This window comes from Actinomyces qiguomingii, from assembly GCF_004102025.1.
Taxonomy (GTDB): domain Bacteria; phylum Actinomycetota; class Actinomycetes; order Actinomycetales; family Actinomycetaceae; genus Actinomyces; species Actinomyces qiguomingii.
Map to the genome: position 1 here is coordinate 2,569,464 of NZ_CP025228.1, position 16,765 is coordinate 2,586,228.

Consider the following 16,765-nt stretch of genomic DNA (forward strand, 5'->3'; position numbering starts at 1 on the left):
CTATCCGGTGTGAGCAAAGCCGGCCATGACATGCCGGTCGGCTTCCCTTACGAGTTCGGCGGCTCGTTCGACGACGCGGCGAGGCTCCCCTGACTCCCAGGTGTCCTGGGCGGCGACGTCGAGCCATTTCACACGCGGGTCGCGACGGAACCACTTGAGCTGTTTGGAGGCCAGCTTGCGGGTAGCGCCAGCGGTGTCATCGATCGCCTCTTGAACGCTCATGCGGCCGTCAAGGACGGCGATGGCCTGGGCGTAACCGATAGCACGGGATGCGGTGGGCCCCTCTCGCAGGCCGCGGGCCAGCAGGGACTCGGTCTCCTCCAGCAGCCCGGAGGCGAACATGGCCTCGGCACGAGCCTGAATGCGTTCGTTCAGCACGGCACGGTCCCAGTTGAGCGCCAGGTGCACGGTGGGGACCAGGTCCGCGTAGCGGGGCAGTGAGGCGGAGAAGGGACGGCCGGTGAGCCGGACTACCTCCAGAGCGCGCACAATGCGCCGCACATCACCAGGATCGATACGCGCGGCGGCGACGGGGTCTACGCGCCGCAACTCCTCCCACAGCGCGGTGGCTCCTTCCCTGCGGGCACGGGCGTCCAGGGTGGCGCGCACTGCCGGGTCGGTCCCGGGGAAGTCCAGGGCGTCAGTGACGGCGCGCACGTACAGTCCGGAGCCGCCCACAACAATGGGGCGGTTGCCGCGGGCGACGATACTGCGCAGGTCAGACCGGGCATGGATCTGATAGGAGGCGACATTTGCCTCCTGATCAACCTCCAGCACGTCGAACTGGTGGTGGGGGTAGCCGCGCCGCTCATCAACGGCCAGTTTCGCGGTGCCTACGTCCATGCCGCGATACAGCTGGAAGGCGTCCGCGTTGAGGATCTCTGCTCCGCCCCCCAGGGCATCCGCCAGGTCCAGGGCGAGCGCGGACTTCCCGGTGGCGGTGGGGCCGACAACGGCCACCTGTGTCTTCGACCCCAAGCCGTCCTGCTTCGACGACGACCCCGCCCGTCCCGTTAGCCCGCGCGCCCCCCGGTGGGGTTGTTCGGCCCGGGCCCGATGTTCGACGCTCATAGGCTCATAGATCAGGCAGCAGGGGCCTGACCCGACTAAGTGCCTGGGTGCATGCCGACAATGCGGTGTCCAGGTGCAGGCGCAGCTGGGCGTCGGTGACGCCGGGCTGCATCCCCACCAAGTAGGTAGCGCGCACCAGCGGTCCGGCCGGGGTGTTCACCAGGGCAACGGTCGGGAAGTACTTGTCCCGGTTCCAGTCGTTGACCGAGGCCGCCAGTTCGTCCCGCTCCCCCTCCGCGGCGGGCTTGTCCCAATCTCCCGAGACGAGCAGCCAGTCCTTGTGATCCTCAGGGATCTCAATCACGAATGGGTAGCCGTCCCAGGTGCCCAGCAGCGCGGTGTGACCATCACTGCGGTGCCGCCGCACCGCATAACCCATGTCACCGGTGAGTGTGGCCTCGATACGGTCAAGCGTCAGCGGCGCAGTCAGCTCACTGTCCGCCCGCGCTGGCATGGCGGAGCCCATGGCCTGCGCGGCGTCCGAGCCAGCCGCATCCGCGGCAGCGATCGGCCGTTCGGGGTAGTCGATCTCGAAGTCGGCCAGATCCACCGGCCCGGGACGCCGCAGCCGGCGACCACCGCCACGGGGACGTCGGCCACCGGCCGGGGCGTCCCGGCCGTCAGAGACGCGCGGGTCCCAGGACTTGGAGAACAGTCGAGCGATGAAGTCGGTCCACCGCCGGCCCGGGCGGCGGCTCACGGGTCGAGTCTTCCGCGGATTGGGTCGGGGAAGGCCTGCTCCGCCTCCCGCATGAGGGCGACGATGAGACGGCAGCCGGTGAAGATGAAGTCCTCCAACTGCGCGTCGGTCATGCCGGCGCCCAACGGGTAGGTGACCTCCCCGTGCAGGCGCACCACCCCCGCGTCGGCGATGGTCAGGTAGGCCTTCGGTCCGATGCGGGTGGAGTTCCAGTCCTCCACCAGCTGACGCAGATCGGCCAGGTGTTCGGTGTCGGCAATGCGGTGCCACACGCCGCGCAGTTGCAGGGCACGATCGCCCTGGAAAACGGCGTGAACGGTGACGTATCGCCAGGGGATACCGATATCCCCCTCGTCATCAAGGAAGAAGCGCAGGCCCAGGCCGCGCACGCAGTCCATGATGCGATCGACGTCGACCGGCGCCGGGGCGGCGGGGGCGTCGGCTGCACTGGCGGGTCCGAACTGCGGCATGGCCCCAGCCTAACCGGCGACCGGGGTGTTTCCCATGTGGCTTCGCGGACGGTGAGCCGAGAATCGTTCTCTTTCCCCGCCCGAACAGTCAGGGAGCGGTGGTGGCACCGTCGGCCGCGGCCTGTGCGGCAATGGCGTCGACGGCGTCGTTGAAGGCCTCCGAGGTCTTCGAGGCTCCGGCCAGGGCGGTCACGTGCGCGTCTTCAATGCTGCGGCCCACCACCGCTTGACCGATCTCCTCGGCAAAGTCGGAGATGTACTGCCTGGACGTGCCGGTCAGGGCGTGACCGGTCACTGAGACGTCGGTTATGTAGCCGCCCTCCAGAGCGAGGGTGACATCAATGGAGTCCTCCTCCACCAATTCGTTGACAACCCCGTAGGACTCGTGGGCGGTGTACTGCCCGTCGGCATAGGGGCCGCCGGTGGGGGTGGCTGAGGCGGTGGGGGCATCATCAGAGTCGGTGGCCAGCACGGTCGGATCGTGTGTCTGCGCCCGTCCGGCGTACTCGTCCTGGGCAGGGGTGACCTCTCCGCCGCCGCAGCCGGCCAGTCCGGCAACGGCCATCACCGCTCCGACGGCAGCCAGGGGGCGCCGGGCGGGACGGGTGACGGCCGTATTCAGCTCCGGGGCTCGCATTCGAGTGCTCATACCTGCTCCTCCTCCTGGCCGAAGTCGAGCATATCGCGCTCGCGGCGCCCGGCACCGGCGGTGTTGATCTTCTCCCCCACCAGCCGCCCGTGGTTGAGCAGGATCTGCCGTTGCCCGCAGGAGGCCACATGGGCGTCGTGAGTGACCACTATCAGGGTCGTACCGGCCCGGTGCAGACGAGAGAAGATGTCCAGCACCAGCTGCTCATTGGCCTCGTCGAGATTACCTGTGGGCTCGTCGGCCAACACCAGTTGCGGGTGGTTGATCAGCGCCCGGGCGATGCACACGCGCTGCTGCTCACCACCAGACAACTGGGATGGAAGGTGGTGGGCGCGGTCGGCCAGCCCCACCTTGTCCAGGGCCGCCAGCGCCTCTTTCTGGTCGGTCATGGAGTGGTAGTACTGAGCGACCATGACATTCTCGATGGCGGTCAGGTGCCCGATGAGGTGGAACTGCTGGAAGACCAGTCCGATCACGTTCTTACGAATGTCAGTGAGCTGTGCGGCGTTGAGCCTGCCCAGCTCACGCCCGTCCAGGAGCACGGAGCCGCGGGTGGGCGTGTCCATGCATCCGATGATGTTCATCAGCGTGGTTTTACCCGAGCCGGACGAGCCGACCACGGACAGCCACTGCCCGCGCGGCACCCTCAGGCTGAGGTCGTCCACGGCATGCAGATCGCCGTAGATCTTTGACACTTGCCGCAGTTCCAGTAGCACGTCGTCGGCCGCCGATGCCTGGGAGTCGGCATACGGCTCGGTGGGCGTATCGGTCATGTCATTCCTCCCTGAGCACGAGCGCGGGGTCGATGCGCGAGGCGCGGCGCACCGGAGAGTATGAGGCGATGACGGCAACCAGTGTCGTCAGGGCCACGGATGCGGACGCCAGCCACCAGCTGAATCCAATGGGGCGATCAAACACCCCCAGGCCGACGGCGACGGCCAGTCCGTGGCCGATGGCGGTGCCTATAGTCCCACCGATCATTCCGAGCAGGGCGGCCTCAGCGAAGAACTCGGCCGCGATGGAGCCGCCGGAGGCACCCAGCGCCTTGCGCAGGCCGATCTCATTGCGCCGCTCGGCCACGATGACGGTCATGGTGGTGGACACGCCCACGAGAGTCAGGCCGAGTACCACCACTGCCACTACCCAGAACAGGGTGTTGAGCATGGTGATGATACGGGTGTCGCCGGAGGAAATCTTGGACACCGGTCGGGCGGCGACGCGACCGGCGGCGTCGGAGTCGGTCACGGCGGCCGCGGCCTCTTCCACGCTAACCACGGCGGTGTCCACGGAGAATTCCACCACGTCGTAGCCGGCGTCGGCGCTGTCGGTCAGCGACTCGACCGCCTCGGTGGGGACGTAGACGATGTCGTCCTCCTCACCGCCGGTGTCCACAATGCCGGATACCCGCCACTGGGCCCGCCCCGCCGCGGTCTCGTCCTCCTTGGCCGGATCACCGGTGGCCGCGGCCGTGGCGGAGGCGCCCGAGTCCCCGACGGAGGCGAGGTTGTCGCTAGAAAGATATTCGGCGGTGACGACCGAGCCCACGCCCAGTCCGGCAGACTCGGCCACATTCAGGCCGATTAGCGCCTGTCCCTCGCGCGGCCAATCGCCCTCAATCTCCCAATGCCCGTTGAGGGCACGCACCGCATCAACGTCAATACCGGCCAGCAGGTATGGGGAGCGGTTGATCCGGATCGTCTCGTAGCGGTAGGCGGCGGTGGCCAGCTCGTCGACGGTGTATCCGGATGCGGCGGCGACGGCGGCGTCCACGACCCCCAGGTCGGAGTCGCTGATGCGGGCCGCGCCCGATCCGCCCCCATCAGTCCCTTCGGCTGCATTGCCCGCGTCCGCATCCGCGGCGGGTGGGTCGCCAACGACTGAACCCGTGCCGGCCGCAATGGGCATCACGATGAGATTGGCACCGTACTGACGCATCTGGGCACTCATCTGGGCGGGCACGGCCAGACAGATCGCGGCCAGGCAGAACAGGGCGGCCGCCCCCACCATTGAGGAACCGACCGCGGCGAGGGCGCGCGAGCGGCGCCTAAGCATGGCGCCGATAAGCATGGTGGCAAACATGCGCCGATTGGTCATGGGCCGATTGGTCATGGGCCGGCGGAGTCGATCGTTCATCGAGCCCCCTCACCGCTTGTGCAGGGCGGTTGCGGGCTGGATCTTCAAGATGGTGCGCATGGAGGAGGCGGTGGCCACCAGCAGTACCAGCGTCACCAGCACGGCGACCAGCACGTACACCATCGGCCGCATGGTAATGGAGGAGCCGAAGACCACCTGCCCGATCAGTTGGGCCACGCCGGAGCCCGCCAGCGCCCCCAGCACCGTGCCAACCAGGCCAAGTACGGCGGTCTCGGCCAGTATCAACCGGTTGATGGACGCCGAGGAGGCGCCCACGGCCTTGAGCAGGGCGAACTCGCCGGTGCGTTCCACCAGTGAGGCCGTGGTCAGGGAGGCGACGGCGAGGACCGCGGCCAGCAGGCTCAAAGCGGTCATCAGGATCATCAGCGCCTGAGTCTTTTCCAGCACCTTGCCCTCAACGGCGGCGACCTGTCGCACCTGCTTGGCGACCGCCCCGGGCATGACCTCCTCGATCTGGTAGGCGATGGATGAGGCATAGGCGGTGCAGTACCAGGTCTCCCACTCGGCAGCGGATAGCACATTGGGGTTGCGGGCCGCCTTGCGAGACAGGTCGTTCTCCGGGGTGGTCAAGGCCTTGACCTCGACCTGATCGACCTGGCCGACGTGTCCGGTGAGCTCCTGGACAACCGCCAGCGGCGCGTAGAGGGAGGCTTCATCGTCGTCGCCGGAGGTGTACACGCCGGTGATGGCCAGGGCGCGCTCGCCGGATGCGGTGGACAGGGTGAGAGTGTCACCGGTGGTCACGCCCAGGCGCTGGGCGAGGGCGGTGCCCACAACCGCCTCATCGGCGTCGTCGGCGGGCCACGCCCCCTCCAGGGTCCACCAGGAGCGCAAGGTGGTGACTCCGGCGGTGGCGGTCTGCCCTGTGGGCAGGTCCAGTTCTTTGTCAAACCAGGTGCCGGTGACGGTCAGGTCGGTGGCCTGAGCGGAGGTGGAGGATACGTCCACGCGACCGGTGAGCCCGGCGGCGAAGTCGACGATGTTGTAGGCCCAGAAGATCGTCTTGATGCCCGGCACCTCGTCCTCGTCAATGAATGCGGTCGCCTCGGCGTCCTCGTCGGTCTCGTACAGGCTGGACACCACGGCGTCGGCCCTGGGCCTGACCACGATATTGGAACCGTATGCGGTCAACTCGGCATTCAGTTTGTCTCCGACGTCCAACACAACACCGAGCATGGCCACGGACACGCAGGCGCACAGCGCCACGGTCAGGCCGATCAGGGAGCGCCGCCACAGCTGGCGGGTGAAGGAGCGGTGAAGTACCCGGGCGAAGAACATTCAGGCGAACACCTCCGCCCCCTCTTCCAGGACGGACAGCGGCACGCTCACCGCGCCGTCGGTCACCGTGAACTCGATGGGGATCGGGTTGCAGCCGCCCTTGAATCCGATGGTGGCGGGGTTGATGGCCACATCGCAGCGCTTGCAGATGATCTTGCCGTCGGCTTCGAAGTAACCGGCCGGTCCGCAGGATTCGCAGGCGTCCAAGCCCACCCCGTAGGCGCCGCCGTTCTTCAGGATCATGATGAAGCGGACCTCAGTGCCTCCTGAGGCCTGGTAGGCGAAGCGGTGCAGGTGCCCGTCAGCCAGGGTGGTGGCGGGCACGACGGCGGCGTCGCCGGCCAGCTCGTAGGGTTCCGGGTCGGACAGGGTGGGTACCTCGTTGACCTTGGCCACGGCCACGGTGCGGGTAGCCACCAGGGCGGCGAATCCCGCTGTCGAGGCGAGCACCCACCTGCGTGAGCGGCGACGGTCTGCCCGCAGGGCCCGCGTGCGCGCTGGATTGGGCGCTGCCGGAGTCGGCCCCAACACCCGCACCAGGGCGATGACCATAGGGACGAGCCAAAGCGCGGCGATTGCGAGCAGGATGAAGCCGCCGGCGTTATTGGTCACCCAGGTCATGACTCGGAAGCCGGTCCCACCGAGCCTGATCCGGTGAGCGGACTGCAACACCCGCACCAGCTGGGCCAGATGCGTCAACCCGAAGAGGAAGGTGAACACCAGCAGAGTCAGACGGGTTAGGCCCACGGGCGCCCGCCGGACCGTGCGGTAGTAGCTGAAGGCCAGCACCGCCACGGCCACCCAACCGGCGATGAAGCCCAGCACGCGCAGCAGCATCTGCGAGGACAGCACCTCCTCTCCCGGCTCGATGAAGGCGGCCAGTTGCAGTACCACCTCCGGCACCGCACGGAAGAAGGCCAGTGCGATCGCCAGGCAGGAGAGGACTTGCGCTGCTGCGCCCAGCCGCCCGTCCCCACCCCAGGTGGGGCGGCGGACCATCAGGGCGAGGATCATAACCAGGGCCATATCCACAATCACGCAGGCGATAAGGGTGGAAATGTTGACGCTGGTGCGCCGGTCGATCACCGAGGTGGCCCGCAGTGCCGCGAAGACCAGCGCCCCGGCGGTGCCGGTCAGGGCAGACACCAGGCGCCAGCGGCTGGCACGCGGCCACCCCTCCACGGATGCCGGTGTCAGCACCGCCGCCAGGGCGGCGTACAGCAGGAATGGCAGCGTGACCCCTCCAACAACGGAAACGAAACGTTCCAGCACTGCGAAGGTGCTCCTCTCGATATCGGTTGCCTATATCTGTTCGCCGGTTCCTGCGGGCCGCGCGGCGGCGGCGCGCTCACCGCGGGTTCACCACTCCATGGGGGTGTAGTCCCAGTCCCAGGTGAGCTCGATGGGTTCGGTCCAGAAGCGACCCTTGACGCCGGTGTCGGGATCGGTGTGCAGCACCCAGCCGTTCTCCTCCGGACTGTGGATGGTGATGGTGACCTTGTACTGGCCCGCATCCCCCAGGGCGATGTTGCCGCCGTAGTGGGGACCGTCGGAGGCGTTCATCTGCATGAAGGTGCCCTCCACCACCTCGCCGGAGCCGTCTGCGCGGGCGATGGAGTAATCCACGGTCAGGCCGGGAACGAAGTCGCCGGCGCCGTAGCCGAGGGTGTTGTCGGCCAGGGCGGTTACATCCGCTTCCAGGTGCAGGTCCGCCTGCGAGGCGGGCAGTCCGGCGGCGCCGGCGGGCTCCATGTCCACCGGCCGGAAGTAGACCAGGTTGACGCTGATCTGGCCCTCGGCCTCTTGGTCCTCCTGGGATTCGTTGACGCTGAACTCCTCGAATCCGGCCTCGTTACCGGCGTCATCACCGGAGTCCGCGGCGGCCTGCGTGGCAGCATCGGAGGAGGCGTCTGCGGCCTTGTCGGAGGAGCAGGCGGCCAGGCCGAGGGTCCCGGCCAGGACGAGCGCTCCAGCGGCACTGACGAGTTTGAGGGATCGCATGGGGTGACTTCCTTTGCGGTTGATCGGGTACTTATTCGGTTGCCCCGGACTTCCCGGCCGCGTCGTCTGCCCCTGCCGCGGCGACGTCAACACGGCGGTGACGCAGCACGGAGGCAACGGACAGGGCGATCACGACTACGGCCATGAAGGCCTGGAACAGGAGGGTCTCCCGGTAGGGGTACAGGCCCAGGTAGTCATACGTGGGCCATCCCTGAATATAGGTAGCCGGGATGATGTCGCCCTCAATGAGGGCGTGGACGCCGCCGCCGGCGAAGATGACGACGAGGACGGCCATGAGGAGACTCGTGATGGCGAAGAAGGGCCGCAGCGGAATCCTCACACTGGTGAAGCGGATGAGCAGGAAGATGACCACGAGCACCGCCACACCCGCGGCGAATCCCTGCCAAATACTGGCAGAGCCGCCGGGATCCATGGCAAACAGGGCCTCGTAGAACAATACGGTCTCGGCACCCTCACGGAACACTGCCAGGAATGACAAGGAGGCCAGGGCCCAGAATCCGCCGTCGGAGATGGAGGCCTCGGTCCTGTCCTTGATGTAGCGGTTCCAGGAAGCCACCGAGGACTTCGACAGCATCCAGTTGGATGTGAACAGCAGCATGACCATGGCCACCAGCGCCACCACGCCCTCAAGGATCTCCTGGTGGGCAGAGGCGGAGTCGTACAGCCAGGCGAATGCCAGCGCCACCAGGCCGGAGCAGGCCAGACCCGCCGCCAGACCGCCGTAGATGTACTTGACCCGGTCCTTCATACCCACCTTGAGCAGGTAGCCGATCACAGCGGCAACCACGAGGATCGCTTCCAGGCCCTCGCGCAGCAGGATCAAGAAAGCCTGCCCGAAGGACCCGGTGATAAATGCCTTGATGGGGCTGATGCTCTCGGCAGCCCCGCCGTCCAGAGCGGCGGCGTCCTCACTCAGATAGCGCTTGAGGAGCTCGGCGTCGGCGGTGATCGTCTCGATGTCCTCGCCACCCATCATGGCCTTGCGCACGATCTTGAACTGGTTCTCCACCTGAGAGACCCGATCGCCGGATATGGCCGCCATGACGGTCTTTTCGAAGCCTAGCTTCTCGTAGTAGCCGTAGTAGGCGGTGTTGACCTGGGCGGCGCCGCCCTTCCCATCACCCGCCGCCGCCTTGGCCACGCCGGAGTCGATGAGTTCATTCATCTCATCGGCCACCTCGCCCCAGGTGCGCTCGCCGCGCCCCTCATTGACCCTGGTCGTGCTGGCCTGGAGCTCGGCCCGCTCGGTGGCGATGGTGGCGGCCTGCTCGGCGGCGTAGGTGCGCGGGTCGGCCAGATCGCCTAGGCCGTCGAGACGCGCGGCGGTGTCGGCCAGGGAGTCGGACAGTTCCGTGACGCCAGAGCTGATTGTCTCGTCATTGTCGGCGGTGTATGCGGCCCGGCGCAGATCGGTGAAGGCCTGCCGCTGCTCGGCGGCGACCTCCGCCCCGAGGTTCTCGGTGGTGACGACCTGCAGGTTGGACGCTACGTAACCTGAGTTGTAGGCGCGTTGGAAGGCAGCGGCGGCCCCGGAGGTGTCGCCGGAGGTGTAGGACTCCACGGCGTCTTCGAGCTGATTGGAGATGGCCTGCGCCACCGCGGTCCAGGAGTCGTAGTCCGTATCCGCTTGCGCCGCCCGCGCTGTGGTCCACCCGTGCGAAAAAGCACCGGTGAGCAGCAGCAGAACCGCTCCGAGAACGACGGCGACGCGTACCGGCTGGGGCGCGGGGCGGGTGTGGACCGGGTCTTGGGGCATGCGAGCGGGTTCCTTCACGTGCTGAGCAAGGCGGGCGGCCAGTCCGTTCGTAGGCGAACGGATAGGTGAGCCAGACCTGTATCCGAAAGACTAGGCTCACTTAAATGGTTGCGTCAAAACCGGTCGGGTGTAGAGCTGACCGGGCGTCATGATCGGATACTCGACGTAGGACCAGGTCAGGAAGGGTGCATGCACGCATTGAAGGCCCCTGGCGGGCTCGACCAGACTTGGCGATTCAATGCCACCGGCTGCCACTGGAGCGTGCATACATGCTCGCCCCTGACCGACACGCTGCGCGAGAAGATCACGGCGCGCATAGACGCCTTCGAGGACGTCTGGTCGCGCTTTCGCGCCGGATCGCTGGTGCGCCGGGCCGCCGCCGGAGGTCTTCCCCGGCGGGTTGACGGCGGAGTGGAGCTGAGTCTGCCTGCGGGCTCGAGCACGCTGCTGGACCTGTACGACCGGCTGCATGCGGCCACCGGTGGGCGCATTGATCCCTTGGCCGGCGCAGACCTGGCGGAGCTCGGTTACGACGCCGATTACAGCTTCGTGGTACGCGATGGCGCCGCACAACGCCTGGGCGCGGCGCACGGACGCCCCACCTGGGCGGCCTGGGCTCGCCACGACGGCGACCGCCTAGTGTTGCGCGAGCCGGCGCTTGTCGACGTCGGTGCGGCCGGGAAGGGATTCCTTGCCGACCTGCTCGCCGGCTGGCTGCAAGAGGCCGCCCACGAGGAGTACCTGATCGATGCCGGCGGGGACCTGCTGGTGCGCAGCTGCGAGCCGGTACGCATCGGCCTGGAGCTTCCCGGGGTGGGCGGCAGCATCCCGGGCGCGCAAGGCATCCAGGGCGCGCAAGGCAATGCGACGACCCACGAAGCGGGCGGAAGCACTGGGGATGTGATCGGCGCGGTGGAGCTGACCGACGGTGCCGTATGCGCCTCGGGCCTATCCCACCGCACCTGGGGTCCGGGCCTGCACCACATCCTGGATGCGCACACGGGTCTGCCGGTGGCGGGGGCGAGCGCCGTCGTCGCCTCTTGGACGGTGGCACGCGGCTGCGCCGAGGCAGATGGGCTGGCCACGGCGCTGTTCGTGGCCGATCCGGCCCGCCTGGCAGCAGCCGGATTCGCCTACGACTTCGCCCTGCTGCGGGCTGACGGCTCCGCCGCCACCTCCCGCACCTGGAGCGACCTGCCCGCCGAGCTCTTCACCACCCCTCACCGAGTTCGGTCGAAATAACCACCGAGGTCGGTCGAAATAACCACCGAGGTCGGTCCGATCCGAGCCAGCTACTCAGGCGCGGACACGAATGGTGGGCATGCCGATTGACACCGGCGCCGCATCCGGCTCCGGCTCCGCGCGGGCCTCACGGCGCCGCCGCTCCCAGGCGTCCCCGGCGCGGGTGCGCCGCACCTCGAACAGGGCGGGGCCGTCATCTGGCCAGATGCGGTCCCCGGCGCTGCGCCCCGCATCACCCCTGAGCGCCCCGCCGGCTCCGCCGCAGCGGGCGGAGTCCGCAATGAGGTTGTGGGGGGCGCCATGCGTAACCCGGACGGTGAGCATGTCACCGGGCCGCGGGGCACCGGCTCCATAGTCGCCAGCCGCCAGCCCGGACGGCACAGCAGCGTGCACCAGGCGGTTGTCGGCGGCGCGCCCGGAGACGCGCGCCGTAGCCCGGTCACGACGCCCCTCCCCCTCGGCCACAAGGATTTCGACGACGCGCCCCTCCTGGCGCTCGTTCTCCTCCTGGGCGATGCGCCGAACCAGCTGGTCCAGACGGGCGTAGCGCTCCTTGACCACCTCGGTGGGCACCTGATCAGGCATACCAGCGGCCGGAGTGCCCGGGCGCGGGGAGAATTCGAAGGTGAAGGCGGAGGCGAAGCGGGCCTGCTCGACGACGTCGAGGGTCGCCTGGAAGTCCTCCTCGGTCTCCCCAGGAAAGCCGACGATCAGGTCGGTGGTGATGGCGGCCTCGGGGATCCGTTCGCGCACGCGCTCCAAAATGTCCAGGAACCGCCGAGTACGGTAGGAGCGGCGCATTGCCCGCAGGATCCGGTCCGAGCCGGACTGCAGCGGCATGTGCAGGCTAGGCATAACGGTGGGTGTGTCGGCCATGGCGTCGATGACGTCGTCGGTGAAGGCCGCCGGGTGCGGGCTGGTGAAGCGCACCCGCTCGATGCCCTCCACGTTCCCAGCCGCGCGCAGCAGGCCCGCGAAGGCGCCGCGCTCACCGAAGCCGACTCCGTAGGAGTTGACGTTCTGCCCTAGCAGGGTGACCTCAATGGCGCCCTGGGCGGCCACGGCCTCCACCTCCGCCAGCACATCCCCGGGGCGCCGATCGCGCTGCTTGCCGCGCAGGGAGGGCACGATGCAGAAGGTGCAGGTGTTGTTGCAGCCCACCGCGATGGACACCCAGGCGGCGTAGGCGGATTCGCGCCGTGTAGGCAAAGTGGAGGGGAAGACCTTCAGGGACTCCTCGATCTCCACGGCGGCCTCGCGGTTGTGACGGGCGCGGTCCAGCAAGGCGGGCAGCACGTCGATGTTGTGGGTGCCGAAAACGACGTCGACCCATGGGGCCTTCTCGACGATCCCCTCCCCCATCTGCTGGGCCAGGCAGCCGGCCACGGCGATCTGCATGCCGGGGCGCTCCCGCTTGACGGCGGCGAGTTGTCCGAGATTGCCGAACAGGCGGGTGGCGGCATTCTCCCGCACGGAGCAAGTGTTGATGATCACCACATCGGCACCACCGTCGCCGGCGGTGGTGGCGCGCGCGGCGACCTCGGGAACGTCCTCGGCGCGGCGGTACCCGGCCTGTTCCAGCAGGCCGGCCATGTGCTCGGAGTCGTGGACATTCATCTGGCAGCCGAGGGTGCGCACATGGTAGGTGCGCGGCAGCCGTCCGCGCGACGGGACGGCACTGGGGGCGGCCGCGGCGCGGGTACCACCGACGGTGCCGCCGGCTTGGCCGACATCACTGGCGCGGGGAGCTTCGAGCATGGTCATCGTCAGGCAGTCTAAATGATCGACTCCCAAGCACGGGAAGATCCGAAGCACGCCGCTAACGGCGCCCACAACCGCGCCCCTCGGCACCTGACTGCAGGTGGAGGGCTCACACGCAGGTCAACGAATACGCGCGTGAATTTTGTAACAACGACGCCCAGTCGTTGTAATGCCTCGGAAACACGACCGGTCCATTCCCGACACGGCCACGGTATGTCATAAGGCATATGAGTGACTCTTCGTCCGCCCCCGCCCGCACTGTCGCAGCCGAGCCGATCATATCCGCCGCGGGCGGCGGCCGCCCCGGTGGACGCGACGTGCTCGTCGAACTCATCGACGTCAACAAGCACTTCGGTGATCTGCATGTGCTCAAGGACATCAATCTGTCCGTCCACCGGCAGGAGGTGGTCGTCGTCCTGGGGCCGTCGGGCTCGGGCAAGTCGACCCTGTGCCGCACCATCAACCGGCTGGAGTCCATCGATGCCGGCACGATTCGCATTGACGGGCAGGAACTGCCGCAGGAGGGCAAGGAGTTGGCCGGACTGCGGGCGGAGGTCGGCATGGTCTTCCAGTCCTTCAACCTGTTCGCCAACAAGACGATCCTGGACAACGTCACTTTGGGCCCCATCAAGGTCCGCGGCGCCTCCAAGAGCGAGGCCGAGGCGGAGGCCCGTCGGCTGTTGCAGCGTGTGGGAGTCGACTCCCAGGCCTCCAAGTTCCCGGCCCAGCTGTCCGGCGGGCAGCAACAGCGCGTCGCAATCGCCCGTGCCCTGGCGATGCGGCCCAAGGTGATGCTCTTTGACGAGCCCACCTCCGCCCTCGATCCTGAGATGGTCAAGGAGGTGCTCGATGTCATGGCCGAGCTGGCTGCAGAGGGCATGACCATGATCATCGTCACCCATGAGATGGGTTTCGCCCGCCAGGCCGCCGACCGCGTGGTCTTCATGGCCGACGGCGCGATCGTGGAGGAGGCCGCACCCGACGAGTTCTTCACCAGCCCGCGCACCGAACGCGCCAAGGACTTTCTGTCCAAACTGATCACCCACTGACCGCAAAGCAGACCACTTCGACGACCCGCCACCTACAGGAGGTAGACATGCTCACCTCTCACCACTCACGTGGCATCCGGCGCTCTCACCGCCTGTCTGGGGCGCGACGGCGCACGTGCGCCGGGTTGGTCCGCCACGCCCGTGCACTGCTCGCCGTAGTCCTGGGGCTCTGCCTGGGCGCCGCCCTGGCCGCCTGCGCCAGCGGGGGCTCCGGCGGCTCCGGGCACACCATCCGCATCGGCATCAAATTCGATCAGCCCGGCATGGGACTGAAGGACGGCGCACGCTACACCGGCTTCGACGTCGACATGGGCCGGGCCATCGCCAGTAAGCTCGGCTATTCGCAGGACGAAATCGTCTGGGTGGAGGCGGTCTCCGCCCAGCGCGAGACGATGCTGCAGAACGGCCAGGTGGACCTGGTCATCGGCACCTACTCGATCACGGACGCGCGCCGAGAGAAGGTCGCCTTCGCCGGCCCATACTTCATCGCCGGGCAGGACCTGCTGGTGCGTACCGGTGCGGGCATCTCCGGACCCGATGACATGGACGGGCGCATCCTGTGCTCGGTGGAGGGGTCCACCTCCGCCCAGACGATCCGTGACAACTACTCATCGGGGACCCTCCAACTGTTCCCCGTACGGTCCTACTCCCAGTGCGTGGAGTTCCTGTCCGCGGGCACCGTTGACGCCGTGACCACCGACAACATCATCCTGGCCGGTTTCGCGGCCCAGGCAAATTACGCGGGCAAGGTGCATGTGGTCGGTAACGCCTTCTCCGAGGAACACTACGGCGTCGGCCTGCGCAAGGGTCAGGGCGATCTGTGCCGCTCCGTGAATCGGGCCATCACCGAGATCATCGACGAGGGCACCTGGGACCGACTGCTTCAGGACAATGTCGGCACCGCCTTCGACCCCGACGCCGCTCTCAACCCGCCCGTGGTTGACGACTCTCTGTGCGAGTAGCGGACCCGGAATCGGAAGGAAGGAAAGGAAGATCCATTGGGTGAGCTTCTATCCCAGTACGACGTCCTCGGCGCGTTCTTAGTCAATATCGAGCTGACCGTCTTCTCCGCGATCGGCGCGGCCCTGCTCGGCACCATCCTGATGATCATGCGGGTGTGCCCCATGGGATCGCTGCGCGCCTTCGCGGCGGCCTTCACCAATATCGTCATGAACATCCCGCTGACGCTGATCATCCTGGCCTGCTCGCTGGGCGTGTACGGCCAGCTCGGCATAGTTGTCTCGGGCCGCTGGGGCGAGCAGTGGTTGGCGCGCAACTCCTTCTGGCTGACGGTACTCGGCCTGAGCGTGTACACCGCCACCTTCGTGTGCGAGGCCCTGCGCTCGGGACTGAACACCGTCCCGCCCGGGCAGGCGGAGGCCGCCCGCGCAATCGGCCTGAGGTTCGGACAGACCATGGGCTCGATCGTCCTGCCCCAGACTCTGCGCGGGGCGGTGGCTCCATTGGGCAACACTCTGATCGCACTGGCCAAGAACACCACGGTCGCCTCGGCAGCTGGCGTCTCTCAGGCCGCATCGGTCATGTCCGACATGTTCGAGTTCTCCCCGCAGCACCTGCTGGCGATCTTCGCGGTCTTCGCCATCGGCTGGACCATCATCGTCCTGCCGATCGGGCTGCTGACAACCTCTCTGTCCCGGAAACTGGCGGTGGCACGATGAATGACCAGTCCCTCTTGTTCGATCTGCCGGGCCCCAGGGCCAGGCGCCGTGAGCGCATCGGCAACGTGACCGGCATCGTCGTGCTGGCGGCCCTGGGCGTATGGCTGATCGCCGCCCTGGCGGCCAAGGACCAGTTCACAGCCGCTCGCTGGGCGCCCTTTCTGACTGCCTCGGCCTGGGGCGACTATCTGCTGCCCGGCCTGTGGGCGACGCTTCGCGCTGCCGCCGTGGCTCTTGTGGCAGCCTTCGTATTCGGCGTCGTCTTCGGGCTGGGGCGACTGGCCGATGCCCGCCCGGTGCGCTGGGTGAGTACAGTGGTGGTGGAGTTCTTCCGGGCCGTACCGGTCCTAGTGCTCATGCTGTTCTTCTACTTCATGTTCTCCCAGGTCCCCTTCGTCCCCTCCACTTCGGCGGCCTTCTGGGGCGTGGTCACGGCCTTGACCCTGTACAACGGCTCGGTTGTGGCCGAGCTGGTCCGCTCCGGAATCCACTCCCTGCCCTCCGGGCAGCGTGAGGCGGCCCTGGCGATCGGGCTCACCCCGTCCCGCTCGCGCCGCCTTATCGAGTTGCCGCAGGCGCTGGTGGCGATGATGCCGGCCATGATCAGTCAGCTGATCGTGGCACTGAAGGACACGGCCTTGGGCTACATCATCACCTATTCCGAGCTGCTGGCTGCCGGCAGCCTTCTGGGCAGCGCCAAGGCGAATCTGATCCCCGCCCTAATGGTGACGGCCGCCATCTTCGTGGTGCTCAACTTCGGCATGTCCTGGGCGGCGCAGCGTCTGGCCGACCGGCTCAGCCGTCGCACCAGCGAGCAGATGAGCACATTTACCGGCATCGCGACCGCGGCGGATGTCGCTGATATTCCCGCCCCCGCCGGACCGGTGCCACCGGATCCTGGGCGCTCCGGTCGAAGACGGCGCCGCTGATACCC

At 67.6% G+C, this 16,765-nt stretch carries 16 protein-coding genes; 5 read left to right on the plus strand and 11 right to left on the minus strand.

What is annotated here, in order from left to right:
• The 10 genes from miaA to CWT10_RS10665 all read right to left on the minus strand — a co-directional run bounded on the left by miaA (window position 1) and on the right by CWT10_RS10665 (window position 10,100).
• Complete coding sequence (gene miaA / locus CWT10_RS10620; protein ID WP_233188240.1) at window positions 1–978, minus strand: tRNA (adenosine(37)-N6)-dimethylallyltransferase MiaA; 978 nt, start codon at window positions 976–978, stop codon at window positions 1–3.
• Between the two features lie 97 nt (window positions 979–1,075).
• Entirely contained in the window at window positions 1,076–1,771 is a 696-nt protein-coding gene (locus CWT10_RS10625; protein WP_233188239.1) for a type III secretion system chaperone family protein, read from the minus strand.
• Complete coding sequence (locus CWT10_RS10630) at window positions 1,768–2,241, minus strand: YbjN domain-containing protein (RefSeq protein WP_103063682.1); 474 nt, start codon at window positions 2,239–2,241, stop codon at window positions 1,768–1,770. Before CWT10_RS10630 ends, CWT10_RS10625 begins: the two co-directional genes overlap by 4 nt.
• Before the next feature lie 88 nt (window positions 2,242–2,329).
• Complete coding sequence (locus tag CWT10_RS10635) at window positions 2,330–2,890, minus strand: FMN-binding protein (RefSeq protein WP_233188238.1); 561 nt, start codon at window positions 2,888–2,890, stop codon at window positions 2,330–2,332.
• Entirely contained in the window at window positions 2,887–3,663 is a 777-nt protein-coding gene (locus CWT10_RS10640; protein WP_199176364.1) for an ABC transporter ATP-binding protein, read from the minus strand. The genes CWT10_RS10635 and CWT10_RS10640 overlap by 4 nt, the downstream gene beginning before the upstream one ends.
• A 1-nt stretch (window position 3,664) precedes the next feature.
• Complete coding sequence (locus CWT10_RS10645) at window positions 3,665–4,984, minus strand: ABC transporter permease (protein ID WP_103063689.1); 1,320 nt, start codon at window positions 4,982–4,984, stop codon at window positions 3,665–3,667.
• A 48-nt stretch (window positions 4,985–5,032) separates the two neighbouring features.
• A complete protein-coding gene (locus tag CWT10_RS10650) occupies window positions 5,033–6,322 on the minus strand; it encodes an ABC transporter permease (RefSeq protein ID WP_103063680.1) in 1,290 nt (429 codons plus the stop codon).
• Entirely contained in the window at window positions 6,323–7,594 is a 1,272-nt protein-coding gene (locus CWT10_RS10655) for a DUF2318 domain-containing protein (RefSeq protein ID WP_103063679.1), read from the minus strand.
• 87 nt (window positions 7,595–7,681) lie between these two features.
• Window positions 7,682–8,323, minus strand: a complete 642-nt coding sequence (locus CWT10_RS10660) for an iron transporter (protein ID WP_103063678.1) — start codon at window positions 8,321–8,323, stop codon at window positions 7,682–7,684.
• A gap of 31 nt (window positions 8,324–8,354) precedes the next feature.
• On the minus strand, window positions 8,355–10,100 hold the full coding sequence (locus tag CWT10_RS10665) for an FTR1 family iron permease (protein WP_103063677.1): 1,746 nt from the start codon (window positions 10,098–10,100) through the stop codon (window positions 8,355–8,357).
• Between the two features lie 189 nt (window positions 10,101–10,289).
• Here CWT10_RS10665 and CWT10_RS10670 point away from each other — a divergent pair, with 189 nt between their 5' ends.
• A complete protein-coding gene (locus CWT10_RS10670; protein ID WP_103063676.1) occupies window positions 10,290–11,342 on the plus strand; it encodes an FAD:protein FMN transferase in 1,053 nt (350 codons plus the stop codon).
• Between the two features lie 54 nt (window positions 11,343–11,396).
• On the opposite strand, the gene miaB is transcribed toward CWT10_RS10670, so the two are convergent.
• On the minus strand, window positions 11,397–13,100 hold the full coding sequence (miaB, locus tag CWT10_RS10675; protein ID WP_103063688.1) for a tRNA (N6-isopentenyl adenosine(37)-C2)-methylthiotransferase MiaB: 1,704 nt from the start codon (window positions 13,098–13,100) through the stop codon (window positions 11,397–11,399).
• Between the two features lie 230 nt (window positions 13,101–13,330).
• Between miaB and CWT10_RS10680 the strand changes: the two genes are divergently transcribed.
• Genes CWT10_RS10680 through CWT10_RS10695 form a run of 4 tightly spaced genes read left to right on the plus strand, consistent with a single transcriptional unit; the run spans window position 13,331 to window position 16,760 of the window.
• Window positions 13,331–14,152: an amino acid ABC transporter ATP-binding protein gene (locus CWT10_RS10680; RefSeq protein ID WP_103063675.1), complete on the plus strand. Its 822-nt coding sequence runs from the start codon at window positions 13,331–13,333 to the stop codon at window positions 14,150–14,152.
• A 47-nt stretch (window positions 14,153–14,199) separates the two neighbouring features.
• Window positions 14,200–15,114, plus strand: coding sequence for a glutamate ABC transporter substrate-binding protein (locus CWT10_RS10685; RefSeq protein WP_103063674.1), 915 nt, complete (start codon window positions 14,200–14,202; stop codon window positions 15,112–15,114).
• 36 nt (window positions 15,115–15,150) lie between these two features.
• Window positions 15,151–15,831 carry an amino acid ABC transporter permease gene (locus CWT10_RS10690; RefSeq protein WP_103063673.1) on the plus strand — a complete coding sequence of 227 codons (681 nt, stop codon included), beginning with the start codon at window positions 15,151–15,153 and terminating at the stop codon, window positions 15,829–15,831.
• On the plus strand, window positions 15,828–16,760 hold the full coding sequence (locus CWT10_RS10695; RefSeq protein WP_103063672.1) for an amino acid ABC transporter permease: 933 nt from the start codon (window positions 15,828–15,830) through the stop codon (window positions 16,758–16,760). Before CWT10_RS10690 ends, CWT10_RS10695 begins: the two co-directional genes overlap by 4 nt.
• Window positions 16,761–16,765: the final 5 nt, after the last annotated feature.

Coding starts and splice junctions, on each gene's coding strand:
- CWT10_RS10630 (WP_103063682.1), bottom strand. CDS start 2,241: ATGCCGCAGTTCGGACCCGCCAGTGCAGCCGACGCCCCCGCCGCCCCG.
- CWT10_RS10635 (WP_233188238.1), bottom strand. CDS start 2,890: ATGAGCACTCGAATGCGAGCCCCGGAGCTGAATACGGCCGTCACCCGT.
- CWT10_RS10640 (WP_199176364.1), bottom strand. CDS start 3,663: ATGACCGATACGCCCACCGAGCCGTATGCCGACTCCCAGGCATCGGCG.
- CWT10_RS10645 (WP_103063689.1), bottom strand. CDS start 4,984: ATGACCAATCGGCGCATGTTTGCCACCATGCTTATCGGCGCCATGCTT.
- CWT10_RS10650 (WP_103063680.1), bottom strand. CDS start 6,322: ATGTTCTTCGCCCGGGTACTTCACCGCTCCTTCACCCGCCAGCTGTGG.
- CWT10_RS10660 (WP_103063678.1), bottom strand. CDS start 8,323: ATGCGATCCCTCAAACTCGTCAGTGCCGCTGGAGCGCTCGTCCTGGCC.
- CWT10_RS10665 (WP_103063677.1), bottom strand. CDS start 10,100: ATGCCCCAAGACCCGGTCCACACCCGCCCCGCGCCCCAGCCGGTACGC.
- CWT10_RS10670 (WP_103063676.1), top strand. CDS start 10,290: ATGCACGCATTGAAGGCCCCTGGCGGGCTCGACCAGACTTGGCGATTC.
- miaB (WP_103063688.1), bottom strand. CDS start 13,100: ATGCTCGAAGCTCCCCGCGCCAGTGATGTCGGCCAAGCCGGCGGCACC.
- CWT10_RS10680 (WP_103063675.1), top strand. CDS start 13,331: ATGAGTGACTCTTCGTCCGCCCCCGCCCGCACTGTCGCAGCCGAGCCG.
- CWT10_RS10685 (WP_103063674.1), top strand. CDS start 14,200: ATGCTCACCTCTCACCACTCACGTGGCATCCGGCGCTCTCACCGCCTG.
- CWT10_RS10695 (WP_103063672.1), top strand. CDS start 15,828: ATGAATGACCAGTCCCTCTTGTTCGATCTGCCGGGCCCCAGGGCCAGG.